Origin of the sequence: Bacillus sp. 2D03, from assembly GCF_003946765.1 — a bacterium.
GTDB classification, from domain to species: Bacteria; Bacillota; Bacilli; order Bacillales; family Bacillaceae_G; genus Bacillus_A; species Bacillus_A cereus.
Genome location: NZ_RPSJ01000003.1, coordinates 1 through 15754 on the forward strand (window position 1 = coordinate 1; position 15754 = coordinate 15754).

A 15754-nucleotide genomic window follows, 5' to 3' on the forward strand; every position below is an offset into this window, starting at 1 on the left:
TTTTTCCGCCTTCCGTACCTTCTAGATATCGTTTTACTGCTTTTATTTTATCTTTTGAAGAAAATTTAGCCATAAAAAATGCACCTCCAATTGTTAGTTATGTGTCTAACAATTGGGGTGCACTTCAAATGATAGAGGACTTTTTCCAAGTATATTCTATTTTAAAGTTCTTACTTACCTTTTACTTTAAAAGATATTGCTGTAACTTCTTTATTAACAGTTCCATCCCGTTTGGACTTACAATAATCTTCCCATTCGCTAACGAAATATTGCTGTCTGAAATATCTCCTGTAAGTGCACAAGCTCTTGGAGATTGATATTTTCGTAAAATAATCTGATCCTCTTCTATAAACATTTCAAGAGAATCTTTTTCTACAATTCCTAAACTCCGTCTTATTTCCATTGGAATAACAATACGCCCCATACTATCTGCTTTACGAGTAATTCCTCTTGATTTCATAAAATGCCACCCTTTATATTTATCTAATATTACGGTATTCATTTTAGCAATAAACAACAATTAGGAATAGTTCGTATTACAGTACTTTTTTTAGAAATAAATAACAATTAGGAATAGTTTATGTTAAAATTCTTTCTTGTTTATTCTTGATTTTTAATATATTTTTCCTTGATCATTTTTATATATTGTTTTCTTTCAGTTAGTTCAAATATAAATAATGCTTTTTTTATGTCTGTTAAACCAACTTCATTAGAGTGCTGAACTTTCAATAAAATTGCACCTTTTTCAAAAAACAATTCACCTAATAAGTATAAAATATTCATATTTATGGCTAATTTTATGCCTATTTCACTATACTTTATTGCTTCTTCATATTGATTTGCAAGGTGTAAACATTTTGTTAACGTATGAATGAGTCTTAATTTGATTTCTTTTTCTCTAGGAAATTCTATCTTATTAAAATTAATTAAACTTTGTTTTAATATATTTATACTTTTCTCATACTCTTCATTTTCTGCATGTATTATAGCAATTGAATTCATTATGCTTATTTCTTTTTCTGATAAAAAGTTAGTACTACTTAAGGTTTGTTTTAGTGCTCTATTTAAAATGTCAAAAGCATTACTTGTTGCTCCATTTACATAATATATAGCAATCGCTTCATGCCATAATAGAAATTGTTTATCTTCTTTTGATTGGAAATTATCATCATTTTTCTCTTTTTTTACTATTTCGTAAAGCTCATTATATTGTTTTTGTTTTACACAATCTCTCATTACACATTTTACATTTTCAATATATTTTATTTTTTTATTTTTGGTTAGTGCGAATATATAATTTGGATCAATACCAAGTCTTTCAGATAATTGATACAACAATATGCTAGATGGATAAATAATACCTTTTTCTATCTTACTAATTTGACTTTGTGAACATATTCCATGACATAATTCAGATTGTGACATGTTTTTTTTCTTTCTAAGTTCTTTAATAATAATACCAAGATTGTAGAATTCCATCTTTCCTCCCTCAAATGTAACACTTTATGAGTATAAGAATATTTTCCAACTTTTAATGTAATGTAAAATTGATATAGTTACAATTACTAATTATATGGATTTATAGTTTCTTTTACAAACTTGTACCACAATACGAGAAATTATTAAAATATGGTTCACTAATAATCAATGTGCGTTTTATTCACCCCCACTGATTATTAGTCCATCCCAGGCAGGCGTTTACAGGGAGTCCGACTTCTTTGCCACATCTAGATTTTGAGGTGGGAGTCTTACTACCCGCAAATAGCCGGATTAAAATAAATATGATTTTTCACCTTTATTTCTTTTAATAGTTTCTTTTGATATTTATATAAATAATTTCGAAGGAGCGTATTTTATGAAAAGAATGTTGACCGAAAGAGAGTTAGAAGTGGCTATTTATGTAGCAAAAGGATATACGGATGCAGAAATTTCCAAAAAAATATATGTTACCCCTCGAAGAATTTCAACGATAATTAATCATATTAAAGAAAAATGGCATATTAATTCTAGAGTGGAATTAGGTATTTTAGTTTATCATTATGGTTTTATAGATGCACCCTTATTTTCAAATAAAAAAATTCAGCTATGTAAAAAGGTTGTACAATAGATAGCGGAATATAACGAGTTTAAATTGCAAATAAAAATAGAAGAGCAAACAAACTTTTATTATTTGGTTTACTCCATCACTTTTTAAATTTCAGACATTAATATAAAAAGGTTAGAGAATTAACTTCTCTAACCTTTTTATATACACTATTAGGTTTCAAACAGTAAAGATGCCCTAATGCTACCATTGATCCTGTTCCCTATTCAACCTTGTATAAACAAAAAAAAATCAGACATTACCACTATTCAAAACCAGTTACAATTCTCTCTTTCATTTTCTGTATTACTTCACTGCTCAATACTTTTTGACCAGCAGGAAGTTTTAATATGGCAGCGGCACCTTTACTAAGGTATATTTCTTGATCATTATTTTGATTTACTACCAATATTCCTTGCCCTTCAAATTCGAAATAACTAATATCTTTTGTTTCATTTGTATTATTTTTTATTGCTTTATATAATCCATATAAATCTTTACTTCTATTTTCTCCGCCCGTTCGAATCGGTTCAGTATCATTCGCAACAATTAGTCCTTCTGGCTGCTCACCCTTCATAATAAACCACAGCTTTTCATTTGTTGGTAATAGTAAATTCTTAAATTCAGAGCTATTTAAAATTTGCTGTGCTGGAATTGTTTCATAGATTGGTAACGAAAATGGGGATGTTGTTATTTTTTCAAAACTTAAATTTTCAGAAGAACTTCCCTTACTATATTGATAATCTTTTAATGCGATCGATTGTACTGATTCACTTTTATTTTTTGATGCATAACTAATTTTACTAGCGAAAATAATAACGGTCATTAAGCACATGCACAGTATCACAAGCTTAAGTAGTTTTCCCATTTATGAACCCCCGCTTTTAATATTATTAGTTTGCATGGATATTATAAACAGTTTCACTCCACCAAAAATTATTATTGTTATGGAACGTACTGAAATTATGATTATAATGATCACCATACCAAGGGTCCATGTATGTTATATAATCTGTTCCATTTGTCCCTTTATAAAATCCATCAAGTACTAAAAAGTGTCCGATGTTAGCTCCATTTTGCCACATAATGAGTGCAATCATCGGCTGATTACTATTAATTTGACTTTTGAACCAATCATACGATTTTGCTCCAGAACTTATAGCTGAGCTAACCCCATATCCGGATAATCCATATTGTATTTCACGTGAAGTTGCAGGATTATTATATGATCCACCCTTAACATACCTAACGTACTGATCTTGTGAAGGAGTTTTTCCAAAATAATTTAAAACTGAAACCGAAGTGCCTGCCCAACACCAATTTGACCTTTCTTGTAATATGTTAGGTACAGATAATTTACGATCTATTGATGTATTTGGAGGATTTCCATTAATATACGCTGACGTTACATATACTTTTTTTCCATCTTTTAAATAATAAAACCAACGATTATCTAAATTTCCTGTCCAGTAATCTTTAACCGCTTCACCATACTCCCATCCTTTAAAAGATACTGTTGTATTTCCGGGAATCACATCTACAATATTTGCATTTAAACTTTTTGCCTCTCTAACATTTACATTCAATGGAGCTGTTGTCCCTGAAAATTCAACTTCTTCTGCTATTATTTTCTGAACACCAATAAAACTAAATGTGAAAAACAATAAAAACATACAAACAATAAAATGCTTTCTTTCCTTCATTTCTCCACCCCTTCATCAGTACTAAAAAAACATCAACAATTCATCCTTATTAATTGTTCAAGCTTAATATTACATACTAACGAAAAATGACTTCTCATAAAGTGAATCTTTAATCAGTAGTGGTTTTATTCATCCCCCACTGATTATTAGTTAAACCAATCGGGCTGCCCGGCAAATAGCGGGATAAATTCCAATACAAAAAAGGAGCCTATAAATTTTTATAGACTCCTTTTTATTTCGTCGTTATTACTTAGCTAATTCTTTCGTACCCTTCATTACATCAATGAAGAATCCCCAGTTATTCACTACAGAAGAAATACTGATATGTTCATCTGGAGTGTGGACGTTGAAAATGTCTGGTCCGAATGAAATTGCATCTAATTCAGGCATCTTTTGAACGAATGCGCTACACTCAATCCCCGCATGTACAGCGAAGATTTCAATTTCTTTATTGTATTTTTCTTGATGTACTTTTTCAAATAAATTACGAATTTGTGAGTTTGGATTGTATGGCCATTCTGGATACTCTGACTCTATTTCAAATGTAGCACCAACTAATTCAGCAATATATTTGATTTCTTCTGCAACATGTTGTTTTAAACTACTTACAGAACTTCGCACTTCGTTACGTAATTTAATTTCATCTTGCAACGTTTCAATAACGCCTAAATTTGTTGAGCTTTCTACAAGACCTTTAATATCCATGCTCATACTTTGAATGCCATTCGGAATTAAGAATAATGATGAAATAAGCTGCTTTTGTGTCTCTTTAGCAAATACTTTTTCAACTTTTTCATCCAATTTTGTCAGTGTAACATGAACATCTGGATCAACAGCACGCATTTCTTCTTGTAATACACGTGTCCATGATTCTAGTTTTTCTTCTACTTGTCCTACATCTTCTGTACGAATTAAAATTGTAGCTACACTTTCACGCGGAATTGCATTCGTTTTTAATCCGCCGTGAACTTCACTTATGTAAAACTCCGTATGTACTGATAAATCACGTAATACTCGTCCTAATACTTTGTTCGCATTACCGCGTTGCTTATCAATTTCCATACCAGAATGGCCGCCTTTTAGACCACCAACATATAGACGGTATGCATCCATATTCGCTGGCGTTTCATCCCAAATTACGGGAATTGTTTCAACAGCTTTCGCACCACCTGCACTACTTACAAGTAATTTATGATCTTCTTCAGAATCAATATTTATAAATATCTTTCCTTCAAAATGATTTGGATCAATAGCAAAAGCCCCGCCCATTGTCGTTTCTTCTTCAGTAGTGATAACGACTTCAAGTGCTGGATGCGGAATTTCTTTTGAATCTAATAAAGCTAATGCATACGCAACTGCAATACCATTATCAGCACCTAGAGTTGTTTGATTTGCATATAACATGTCCCCAATGATTCGTAATTCAATTGGATCTTTTTCAAAATCATGTACTGTTGCTTGATTTTTTTCGCAAACCATATCCATATGACCTTGAATAATAATAGCTGGTACATTTTCATAACCAGCTGTTGCTTCTTTTTTAATAATAACATTTAATGCTTCATCTTGAATGACTTCCAAGTTACGCTCTTTTGCAAAGCCCACTAAATAATCACTAATTTCCTTTTCATTACCTGATCCTCTAGGAATCTTTGAAATTTCTGCAAAATGATAAAATACAGGGTGCTTTGTTAATTGTTCTAAAGTAGAATACATTTTTCAAGCTCCTCTCAAAATGAAAAAATAGTATGTAAGTCTTTTATCATTATACCATGATTCATTATTTTACCTTTCTTTTAACTTTTATTGTTCATTTTATGTACAACACTCTTACAATATTGTAAGGGCGTTGTAAGCTATATCGATTTTTCTCATTTAATAATAGTCGTATACTTTTTAAAGAAACACATTAAAGGAGATAAAGAAAATGAAAAAGTTTTTAGCAATTATTACACTATGTTTATTATTTTTTAGTTTTACTATTGGCTGTGAGAGAGCGTCACTAAATAGAATTGGTAAGGATGTATATTACATGCAGATAAAAGGCGAAGGAACTATCGAAAAAGTAGATGGTAGAAACTTACGAAACTATACGCTGCCCGCATATGATGAAGATGGTGTCAAAAAACAAATTACATTTAGAAGTACAAAAAAAGAAAACAACCATAAATTAAATGAAGACGCGTTTTTACGCCTTTATGTAGATCAAGATGATAATAGCAAAAATGAAATATCATCAATTGAAGTAAAGTCCTATGAAGAGATTCAGAAAGCAGATTTACCTGAAAAAGTAAAAGATAAGTTTACTATTAAATAAAAAAACAAAAGAAAATGCTCTATGCATTTTCTTTTGTTTTTTTCACCTGTATATATTTTGAACTACTATTATTCATCAGTTTCTCTAACCGATTTATATTCTCCGTTAATGCACCTTTCACAAGAGAGAAATCTGTATTGGATTCTTCTTTTTTTTCTTTAAAAAACGAAGACTTTTGTACATTGACTTCAGCCATCTCTTCTCCCCCTTTTCAAAAAGATACAACCTTTTATTTATATTATATAGCAAATGTAGAAAGAGTGTACACTTATGATTTTCTTTTTAATTCTTCTTCTAATTCTTCTACTTGCTGCAACGTATCCCCTTTTATTAAAGAGAAATCTGTTGTATCTTCGTTATCTTCTTTAAAAAAATCATTGTCATAATCTTTTACCACTACAATCACCTCTACATGCTAGTGTAGGAATGATTGTCCAATTTTATTCAACTTTGTCGGATTTTGTTTTTAATTTATGTATAGAAGAAAAGGACAGAAAAAGATTCTGTCCTTATTTACTAAAATAACTATGATGTATTGTTAAATTATATACATTTTCAAAATCCCGATCTTGCAGGTTATTTTTCTTTCCATCAATAACAATGAAAACGTCACTTACTATTTTTGCTGGTATAATCCCGACATTTTCTACTTGCACCGCTTTCTGCTCATTCAATTGCTCGATATGTTCTAACGGGACGATAATACTAAATTGTGAGCGAATACCACGAAAGTTTGTATTTAATTCCTTCGCAGCTTCAAAAACAACAATTTTCGCGCCAATCTTTTCCCCATATGAATCTAAAAATGCATTTAAGCTCTTTGTATATTCCTCTTCCGTATGCCATTCCATCGTACCGAATACTGCTGGATTAACATTTTGAATAATTGTCGTGTATATTTCTCCTCTTGCTTTAGATGCAATTAATGATCGTTTTATGGATTGAACTGTCTTGCCAATATCGCTAAATTTTGCACCCCATATTTCTGAAATATTAGGCGTTAAAATGAACGCAATATCAACAAAAATAACCATTGCAGTAAACATTAAAAGATTTTTCCAGAGGGTTAAATCGATTCCTTTTATCATGAAATACACGGTGACAGATATGATAAACAAACCATACCAAGTCTTTCTAATACGTTGCTTCTTCTCCTCGTACAACTCTTCATTTTTCCAATAAAAGAAAACAAGGACTACAAAGACAATCGCTAAAACAAATAAGCCAATTCGAATGTTAGAGATCATTAATCACATCACCCTCCATTCAAAAACTACTCACGATATCATTACATGCGCAAGCTGCTCTCTTTATGACAAAAGACGTGGACAAGCTTCTAAAATTAGCTACATCGCATATATATTAGAAGGTACCACGTCTTTTATCCTGCTATTTGTGAGCAGTAAGACCCCACTGATTAAAATTTCACTTTACCATGAGTCTATATTGTATATGTAGACAAGCATTCATTTCAAATTTTCGTATTAAAAAGAAATATGTTTCGGAATTTCCCCTTCAGGTACTTCTCCATCCATACTTAAATAATAATGACGAATCGGACGTAAGTTTTCGTCTAATTCATAAACAAGCGGAATGCTAGTTGGAATATTTAATGAAACTACACCATCACTTGAAAGGTTGTCTAAATATTTTACTAGCGAGCGAATTGTGTTACCGTGTGATGAAATAATTACTTTATTACCACTTTTTAATGTCGGCGCAATTTCTGAATGCCAATAAGCAAGTACTCTCTTCTCCGTATCCTCTAAACATTCAGTTAATGGAAATTCACCTTTTTTGAGTGTTTTATATCTTGGAACGGTCGCTTCATATCGAGGATCGTCTTCAGTAAGAGCCGGTGGTCTTACATCAACACTTCTTCTCCAAATATGAACTTGCTCCTCACCATATTTTTGAGCAGTTTCATCTTTATTCAACCCTTGCAATGCACCATAATGTCTTTCATTTAGCTTCCAAGATTTATGCATTGGGACCCAAGTAAGATCCATCTCATGAAGTACAATCCATAACGTCCGAATTGCGCGTTTTAATACAGATGTATAAGCCACATCAAAAGTATATCCGTTTTTCTTTAATATTGCTCCTGCTTCTCTCGCTTCACTTAATCCATTCTCTGATAGATCAACATCTGTCCATCCAGTAAAGCGATTTTCAAGATTCCATAAACTTTGTCCGTGACGAATAAGTACAAGTTTTATCATTATAATTCCCCTTTCGGAAATGTGAATTTTATTGTTCCATTACGTACACGTATAAAGTATCTAGTAATGTATCTTTTTATCCATTCACTCTATGACCAATCGATAGTTGCCAAATGTATGGATAAAATTTGTTCTTTTTCAAACGATAAAAACAGAAGCTTTTTCATTATTTTTGATCGACTGGTATTTCCCGTTTCGATATCCAAGCATCAAAACCTGATCGGCTATTTGCCATTTCATTCATAACTTGGTGCCAATTGTCCTCACATGATTCACCAAATTTTGAAAAAATAGCACCCATTTGTTGTCTTTGTACATCACTCAGTTTTTTCTCTAAATCTGTACCTTTTTCTGTTAAAGACAACTGTTTCACACGTCGATCATGCATAGCTTCATTACTCTCAATTAAGCCCTTTTCCACAAGTTGACGTAGCGGCCCGTGGAGAGCTTGTTTACTTATTTCTAATAGTGATAATAACTCATTTACACTTATCCCTGGAAAACGTGCGATAAAAAATAAAATTCGATGATGTACTCGTTGAATGCCATATTCTTTTATAATTTCATCTGGCTTTTCAGTAAATGTTTTATATGCAAAATAAAATAATGCTAATGCCTCATTCATCTGTTCTTCTTTATGTTGTGTCATCTACTTTCCCCCTGTATGTAAATTATACCACAATCTAGTAATGAATATTTTAATCAACGCATTAGAACTTCTTTAGTCTATTGAAACATTCATTGCATAATTAGGAGATGATTCATTTGAAAAAACAATATACTGTAAGTACATATTTATTGGATAGACTACACGAATTAGGAATTGAACATATATTTGGGGTTCCTGGTGATTATAATCTTGCCTTTTTAGATGATGTGATAGCACATAAAAGTTTAAAATGGATTGGCAATTGTAATGAATTAAATGCTGCATATGCAGCAGATGGGTACGCTCGCATAAAAGGAATCGCTGCTCTTATTACTACTTTCGGTGTCGGAGAATTAAGCGCCATTAACGGCATTGCTGGCTCATATGCAGAAAACGTACCAGTTATAAAAATCACGGGTACGCCACCAACAAAAGTAATGGAAAATGGAGCAATCGTTCATCATACGTTAGGCGATGGAAAGTTCGACCACTTTTCCAATATGTATCGAGAAATCACTGTGGCACAAACAAATGTAACACCTGAGCATGCTGTTGAGGAAATTGACCGTGTTTTACGTGCATGTTGGAATGAAAAACGCCCTGTTCATATTAATTTGCCGATTGATGTGTATAATAAACCAATTAATAAACCTACAGAACCAATTTTATATAAACCGATTTTAAGTAATAAAGAAGCGTTGGATAAAATGCTTCTACATGCCACTTCAAAAATAAAAAACGCCAAAAAACCTGTTATTTTAGCTGATTTTGAAGTAGATCGATTTCACGCTAAAGAAAATTTACATCAATTCGTAGAAAAAACTGGGTTTCCCATCGCGACGTTAAGTATGGGAAAAGGAATATTCCCAGAAAAACACCCTCAATTTATAGGTGTTTATACTGGTGATGTAAGTTCTCCGTACTTGCGAAAAAGAATTGATGAGTCTGATTGTATTATTAGTATTGGTGTGAAGTTAACTGATACTATTACAGGCGGCTTCACACAAGGTTTTACAAAAGAACAAGTGATAGAAATCCATCCCTACACTGTGAAAATTATAGATAAAAAATACGGTCCAGTTGTAATGCAGGATGTTTTACAACATTTAAGTGATTTAATTGAGCATCGTAATAAAAATACCCTTGACATTAAGCCATTTATTTTAGAATCATCACCTTTTACTGAAGAGTTCAATCCAAAAGCACAAATGATCACACAAAAACGTTTTTGGCAGCATATATACCATTTCTTACAAGAAAACGACGTCTTAATTGTAGAGCAAGGAACACCTTTCTTTGGTAGCGCTGCTATCCCTCTACCTAATAACACTGCATATGTAGGACAACCGTTATGGGGATCTATCGGATATACACTGCCCGCTCTACTTGGTACACAGCTCGCCAATTTATCACGGCGCAACATTTTAATTATTGGTGATGGTTCTTTCCAAGTAACTGCCCAAGAGTTATCAACTATACTACGTCAAAATTTAAAACCGATTATATTTTTAATCAATAACAACGGATACACTGTTGAACGTGCCATTCACGGCCAAAACCAACCTTATAATGACATACAGATGTGGGATTACAATAAACTATCAATGATATTTGGATCAGAAGAAAAAAGTCTAACATTTAAAGTAGAAAATGAAGCAGAATTAGCAGAAACCTTAGCAAATATAATTTTTAATAAGAATCAACTTATCTTTATTGAAGTTATAATGAGCCAAAGCGATCAACCTGAATTGTTAGCTAAACTCGGGAAAAGATTCGGTCAGCAAAATTCTTAATATAAAAGCATAACCTAATTATACAACTAGTAGTGTAAAGCTTGTTTTGAGAATAGTTTCGACACTCAAAATACATAAGGAAAAGGATGGAAAGCACCATCCTTTTCTATTTTAAGAGCCTTCTTCGACTAACGCCCCGTGTGACAAGCAAAAATTCTTAATCCATCTTTAACTTTATAGCTTTTGTCGCAATAAATGTTTTAATATGCTTATCTAATATCCTTGTTCCACCAAAATCATCCTCATAAAAACCTGTTATAGCAAAACCAGCTTCAATTTGACCTTGGATTTGGTCTTCTAAAGTATGCGCATATTCTATTGTTTGATTTGAATCGATGTAATCTTGAACTTCATCCTCTGGTAAATAATCCAATGTTGATGAAGGAATTGAATGTTTAACATCCAGAATACCTTTTTGCTCTTGGTTATCATCAAAAATCCATAGTAACGGATTTGTAAATCCAGCAATAAGAACACCTTTATTCTTTAAAACCCTAGAAACTTCATTCCATACAAGATGAACATCTTTTACAAACAAATAAGCTACGCTTTTTCTTTTTTTATTCAGCAAGAGTTAACTGCCAAGATACACCATACTTATCATTTAACCAGCCAAACTTTTTACTAAACGGATAAGAACCTAAAGGCATAAGAATCGCTCCATCCTGCGCTAATTTATGAAAGACCATTTCAATTTCTTCTTCTGTCTCACAAGTTACATAAAGAGACATAGCTGGAGTGAATGTGAAATTATGATTTACATAACTATCAATACACATAAACTCTTGGCCATTTAGCGTAAAAGTTGCATGAATTACAGTTCCCTCTTTACCAGGTCCATTTTCATCGTAGCGAGAAATACTTACAATTTCTGATTGATCAAATAGCGACGTATAAAAATTCATCGCTTCCTCAGCTTTGCCCTCAAACATTAAAAACGTAGTAATTTTTTGATTTGCGTTACTCATATGGAGACAGCCCCTTGCTATGTATTTATGTAAAACATACGCCACCAAAAAACAAACGTATGTTCCTTTTAATATATTGTCTATAAAAACGATGAGTTTGTCAATTATCTACTTTATTATTTCTTCTTAAATAATGCTGTCCAAAGAAATGATTCTCCAAACATTTCTTTCGGTTGTTTCATTTGTTTCATCCTTCTAATCTCAATTACCTCAAATTCTTTAAATATCTCTCTTAACTTTTCTTCCGAGTATGCAAGACCACCTTGTAGACTCCACCCTCTATATACGTCCCAATCTGTTATTTCCGATCCATTTCGCTCATCTAAATCGCCTGCCGCAAAACATGTTAATCCGAAATAACCACCCGATTTTAATGAATTTTTAATTAAATCCACATAATTTATTCTTCTATGCGGTGGAATGTGATGCAAACAGCCCGAATCATATACAAAATCAAATTCGTTTTGAACCTCTAAATTAAAAATTGAATCACAAATAAAATGAATTTCTACCTCTTTTGCCAATGCCCTTTCTTTAGCCCAATTAATGCCTTCTACAGATAAATCCACTGCTGTTACATCAAATCCTTGAGTCGCTAAATAAATGGCATTTCTACCTGGACCACATCCAAGTTCTAATACCTTCCCTTTTGAAACTCTCTCTTTTTGTATATACGAAACTAGATTCTCATCTGGAACATTTTCAAAAAACGGAACATCCTTTTCTCTATTCTCATAAAACTCATTCCAAAATGGTTCTGCAGGTCTTAATAATGAATCAAGCATTTTTAAAATGTCTTCTTGTGTGTGTAACATTTCATTTTTCATTAACACCCCTCCACGAATTAATAGTTAGAAAATTATTATATATCTTTTTGAACTTTCAAACAAAGAAAAAACTCCTATATTCAATAGGAGTTTTTGTCTTTAAAATCCGAGTACAGCTAACCATTTTAACAACTTCTCTTCTCGCGCTTTTAAATCATCATTCCTAAACTTGCCTAGTTGTATTTCACTAACAACTTCTCCGTCCGCCATAAAAAGAACTCTTTCTGTTTTCGCTGCTACCTTTACAATATGAGTCACTTAAGAAGGTTACTTTGCTGAAAAATAAAGCTGATTTCGTTAATGGATATTTTTGCTAACGCCTCTTCTTTCATGCATGATATTTCATATAATCATACTTTTCTAATAAAATAACGCTTTTGTTCACTTTTTTGATACATTTACGAAACATTCATGTGTTATCTTCATTAAGTTCTTTTCTTTTTATAATGTCGTGTGAGATATACCAACAGAGGAAGCCCTAGATCCCCTAATCCTAGGGCTTTTTTATAAGAATTTTATACATTTTTTTATTTCCACTAACTCTTTAAATTGTATATACATAATATAAAATTTTCATGTTGTTATATTTTTTGATGGCCTCTTATCTTTCCTTAAAAGGCTTTTTTTCAAATAACGCTTTTGTTTAATTTATATTTAAAAAGTTCCTTTTCATAAAGACTTCCCTTATATGCTATACTCATTCTTAAATAATTGTATAAGGAATGTTAAAAATGGATGATAGATCGTCAAGACAATGGAAATTGCGACAAAAGTTAAGAGCACTGAAAACCAAAAACAACAATGACACAAACCCTTTGTTTAGTGAATGCCTTGAATCCCTAGGAAACGAAACTCTCATTTTCTCCCAAGAAAAAAGCCAGCAGATTGCTACTATTTTAATGAATTCATTTCCTATAACTGTATCGGGAAGAATAGATTGGGAACAGATAGATAATCAATTCATAGCTTCGAACAAAGAACAACTAATTTCCCTTATTAGAGCAAACCAACTAGATTTTGACGAACAGATTTTTATAATATGGGATAACTATGAAATCCCTGTAGTAAGTACAAATCTTGATAAAGTATTCCAATCACTAGTTGACGTTGATGCAGTCAGTTTTTATTACTGGCTATTAGACAAAGAATATAGATTCGTAATTGAAATAAATGATGAAGAATTGATTAGGGTTGGGTTTCGCTAATACTCTAAGCATATGAAGCTAGTTCCCTTCATTTCTTAATATTTTCTTCGTCAATATAGCTATTATTGTCATTATGAAACTAATAGCAAATATAGGTAAATAAATTTTCGTACTGAATCCTTCGAACATAAAACCATATACGACTTGCCCAATTGGTGCCATACATTGAGATACCGCTGCTATAATTGCCATCACTTTTCCTAGATTTTCATTTGGTGTTTTCTTTTGGACTACAGTAATCACATAGATGGATACAATTGTCATAATCATTGCGATTAGAAGAGAAGAAAGTATAAAGAGGATAAATGGTGGATAGTATCCTAAATTAAGAATAAACGGTGTAACTGATAGTGCCACTGGCATTACTAATAAAGCTATGATAAGCATCCAATTATATAATGTTTTCATCTGTAACTTTTTAGCAAAGAAACCGATTGACAATGCCCCTAATACGGTTGCGAAATCAATTAATCCCATTCCAATTCCATACATCGTATCGCTACTCTGCATAGTTACTCGTAACATAATAGGTCCCCCAACAACAAATAACGGTGTCAAAATTAAGTTTAGTAAAGCTGCAAGTAACATAGCCTTCAAAATAAAAGGTTGCTTTAAAACATAAAGAAAACCTTCTTTCATATCTTTTACAATTGTAGGTACGATATGGCCTTCCTGTATTCTTTTTATAAATGGTATTGTAATAAACATTTCTAAAATCGCAGATAAAAAGAAAGCAAGACAACTTGTTATTACGAGCATTTTCAAACCAATTATGCCATATAATATTCCTCCTAATACAGGAGCAACTATATTAGATAATGCTTGCACACCATTTATGATACCGTTTGCTTGTTCTAACTTTTTCTCTGGAACTAATTGCGGAATACTTGCCATAACAACTGGTGCGTACATTGCACTAACAACTGCTAGTAAAAACATAATTGTTCCAATCCATAAAATAGATACCGATTCAGTTAATAACAAAACTATAAAACTTAATACAATAGCAGCGTTTATAAAATCCAAAATGACCATTACATTACGGCGGTTGAAACGATCTGCTATCGCTCCGCCAAGAGGAGCTAACAAAAACGGGATACTCGTTACCGCATATAACCCCGCAAATATATCGGCACGTCCTGTTATATCTAACACATATAAAGACAGTGCAAAACGTAATAGTGTTGAACCTAAAATAGTAATAATTTGACCACTTACCATTAAGTGAAAATCTTTCAAGGAAGATTGAATACTTGCTGGCATCCTCATCACATCCTTCATTTAGCATAGACCGACTGCCGGTCTATAATACCCAAACAGAAAAAAGCTATTTCTGTTTCATTAAAACCTCGATCATATAATTAAAGGACCCTTCTTTCGCTCCAACAGATACTTCCATCATTTTAATATAAGCCTTAGCTCTTCTCATCATTTCTTCCGTTTTCCACTGGAATAAACCATCATCAAATATGACTTGTGCTGAAGAGAGTAATAATTCAATTGTTTCTTGTGGGTATGGAGTATAAAATATGCCTTCTTCTATTCCTTGCTCTAAAACTTCCGTTAATACAGGAGATAAATGTATAATGGATTGCACTAAACTTTTCTGATGCATTTCTGCATTATTTGGTTGATGGAATTGTTGGATCATTTTTTCTTTTACATCTCCTGATTTTGGTGATTGTTCCATTAAAATTTTAAATAACTTATCTAAAACGGGGATATCGGGATTGGAGACAATCCTTTTCGCCTTAGTGACATCCTCTTTAATAATCCTCATAATGATTTCATCCATTACTTCCTCCTTCGACTTAAAATAATGATAAAACGTCCCCTTTGCTATACCAATTTCTTTTAAAATATCATTCACGGTTGTTTTCGTATAACCTTTCGTAAGAAACAAACGCTCAGCTGTTTCTAAAATTTCCTTTCTACGCTCCTCATACTCCTTTACAATTCGCATTCAAGTTCTCCTTCCCACCAGACC

General features: G+C 32.2%; 18 protein-coding genes and 2 pseudogenes. 4 read left to right on the forward strand and 16 right to left on the reverse strand.

The window, feature by feature from the left end; genetic code table 11:
* Window positions 1–181: 181 nt before the first annotated feature.
* Together EBQ15_RS08180 and EBQ15_RS08185 are read right to left on the reverse strand one after the other, a co-directional pair.
* A complete protein-coding gene (locus EBQ15_RS08180) occupies window positions 182–460 on the reverse strand; it encodes an AbrB/MazE/SpoVT family DNA-binding domain-containing protein (protein ID WP_000842216.1) in 279 nt (92 codons plus the stop codon).
* 140 nt (window positions 461–600) lie between these two features.
* A complete protein-coding gene (locus tag EBQ15_RS08185) occupies window positions 601–1479 on the reverse strand; it encodes a helix-turn-helix domain-containing protein (protein ID WP_000397982.1) in 879 nt (292 codons plus the stop codon).
* 376 nt (window positions 1480–1855) lie between these two features.
* Between EBQ15_RS08185 and EBQ15_RS08190 the strand changes: the two genes are divergently transcribed.
* A complete protein-coding gene (locus EBQ15_RS08190) occupies window positions 1856–2107 on the forward strand; it encodes a response regulator transcription factor (protein WP_000827560.1) in 252 nt (83 codons plus the stop codon).
* A 241-nt stretch (window positions 2108–2348) separates the two neighbouring features.
* On the opposite strand, the gene EBQ15_RS08195 is transcribed toward EBQ15_RS08190, so the two are convergent.
* The 3 genes from EBQ15_RS08195 to pepD form a co-directional block, all read right to left on the reverse strand.
* Complete coding sequence (locus EBQ15_RS08195) at window positions 2349–2951, reverse strand: hypothetical protein (RefSeq protein WP_000517260.1); 603 nt, start codon at window positions 2949–2951, stop codon at window positions 2349–2351.
* Window positions 2952–2976: 25 nt separating this feature from the next.
* Entirely contained in the window at window positions 2977–3786 is an 810-nt protein-coding gene (locus tag EBQ15_RS08200) for a papain-like cysteine protease family protein (RefSeq protein WP_000664547.1), read from the reverse strand.
* A gap of 246 nt (window positions 3787–4032) precedes the next feature.
* Window positions 4033–5502 carry a beta-Ala-His dipeptidase gene (gene pepD / locus EBQ15_RS08205; RefSeq protein ID WP_000287545.1) on the reverse strand — a complete coding sequence of 490 codons (1470 nt, stop codon included), beginning with the start codon at window positions 5500–5502 and terminating at the stop codon, window positions 4033–4035.
* Between the two features lie 211 nt (window positions 5503–5713).
* Here pepD and EBQ15_RS08210 point away from each other — a divergent pair, with 211 nt between their 5' ends.
* The gene (locus EBQ15_RS08210) at window positions 5714–6103 is read left to right on the forward strand and encodes a YxeA family protein (RefSeq protein WP_000713864.1); all 390 of its coding nucleotides are present in this window, start codon (window positions 5714–5716) and stop codon (window positions 6101–6103) included.
* 19 nt (window positions 6104–6122) lie between these two features.
* Here EBQ15_RS08210 and spoIISB read toward each other — a convergent pair whose 3' ends face one another.
* The 5 genes from spoIISB to EBQ15_RS08235 form a co-directional block, all read right to left on the reverse strand.
* Window positions 6123–6299 (reverse strand): stage II sporulation protein SB, encoded by a 177-nt coding sequence (spoIISB, locus tag EBQ15_RS08215; protein ID WP_000852627.1) that lies wholly within the window; start codon window positions 6297–6299, stop codon window positions 6123–6125.
* A gap of 72 nt (window positions 6300–6371) precedes the next feature.
* Window positions 6372–6500, reverse strand: coding sequence for a hypothetical protein (locus tag EBQ15_RS08220; protein ID WP_000237818.1), 129 nt, complete (start codon window positions 6498–6500; stop codon window positions 6372–6374).
* Between the two features lie 112 nt (window positions 6501–6612).
* Window positions 6613–7350, reverse strand: a complete 738-nt coding sequence (locus EBQ15_RS08225; protein ID WP_000624977.1) for a type II toxin-antitoxin system SpoIISA family toxin — start codon at window positions 7348–7350, stop codon at window positions 6613–6615.
* 237 nt (window positions 7351–7587) lie between these two features.
* Complete coding sequence (gene gpmA, locus EBQ15_RS08230) at window positions 7588–8325, reverse strand: 2,3-diphosphoglycerate-dependent phosphoglycerate mutase (protein WP_000594154.1); 738 nt, start codon at window positions 8323–8325, stop codon at window positions 7588–7590.
* Window positions 8326–8491: 166 nt separating this feature from the next.
* Window positions 8492–8974, reverse strand: a complete 483-nt coding sequence (locus EBQ15_RS08235) for a MarR family winged helix-turn-helix transcriptional regulator (protein WP_000191888.1) — start codon at window positions 8972–8974, stop codon at window positions 8492–8494.
* A gap of 107 nt (window positions 8975–9081) precedes the next feature.
* On the opposite strand from EBQ15_RS08235, the gene EBQ15_RS08240 reads away from it, so the two are divergent.
* Window positions 9082–10767, forward strand: coding sequence for an alpha-keto acid decarboxylase family protein (locus EBQ15_RS08240; RefSeq protein ID WP_001999835.1), 1686 nt, complete (start codon window positions 9082–9084; stop codon window positions 10765–10767).
* 157 nt (window positions 10768–10924) lie between these two features.
* Here the strand turns inward: EBQ15_RS08240 and EBQ15_RS08245 are convergent.
* The 4 genes and pseudogenes from EBQ15_RS08245 to EBQ15_RS31985 form a co-directional block, all read right to left on the reverse strand.
* Window positions 10925–11314, reverse strand: a pseudogene (locus EBQ15_RS08245) (SAM-dependent methyltransferase); the annotation flags it as partial.
* Window positions 11315–11327: 13 nt separating this feature from the next.
* A complete protein-coding gene (locus EBQ15_RS08250) occupies window positions 11328–11735 on the reverse strand; it encodes a VOC family protein (protein ID WP_000063588.1) in 408 nt (135 codons plus the stop codon).
* Window positions 11736–11851: 116 nt separating this feature from the next.
* Window positions 11852–12562 (reverse strand): class I SAM-dependent methyltransferase, encoded by a 711-nt coding sequence (locus EBQ15_RS08255; RefSeq protein WP_000787298.1) that lies wholly within the window; start codon window positions 12560–12562, stop codon window positions 11852–11854.
* 99 nt (window positions 12563–12661) lie between these two features.
* A pseudogene (locus EBQ15_RS31985) lies at window positions 12662–12820 on the reverse strand (ABC transporter ATP-binding protein); the annotation flags it as partial.
* 473 nt (window positions 12821–13293) lie between these two features.
* On the opposite strand from EBQ15_RS31985, the gene EBQ15_RS08265 reads away from it, so the two are divergent.
* Window positions 13294–13767 carry a CDI toxin immunity protein gene (locus EBQ15_RS08265; protein WP_000342729.1) on the forward strand — a complete coding sequence of 158 codons (474 nt, stop codon included), beginning with the start codon at window positions 13294–13296 and terminating at the stop codon, window positions 13765–13767.
* Between the two features lie 18 nt (window positions 13768–13785).
* Here EBQ15_RS08265 and EBQ15_RS08270 read toward each other — a convergent pair whose 3' ends face one another.
* Together EBQ15_RS08270 and EBQ15_RS08275 are read right to left on the reverse strand one after the other, a co-directional pair.
* Window positions 13786–15030, reverse strand: coding sequence for an MFS transporter (locus EBQ15_RS08270; RefSeq protein WP_001111729.1), 1245 nt, complete (start codon window positions 15028–15030; stop codon window positions 13786–13788).
* 64 nt (window positions 15031–15094) lie between these two features.
* Entirely contained in the window at window positions 15095–15730 is a 636-nt protein-coding gene (locus EBQ15_RS08275; protein ID WP_001223583.1) for a TetR/AcrR family transcriptional regulator, read from the reverse strand.
* Between the last annotated feature and the right edge of the window lie 24 nt (window positions 15731–15754).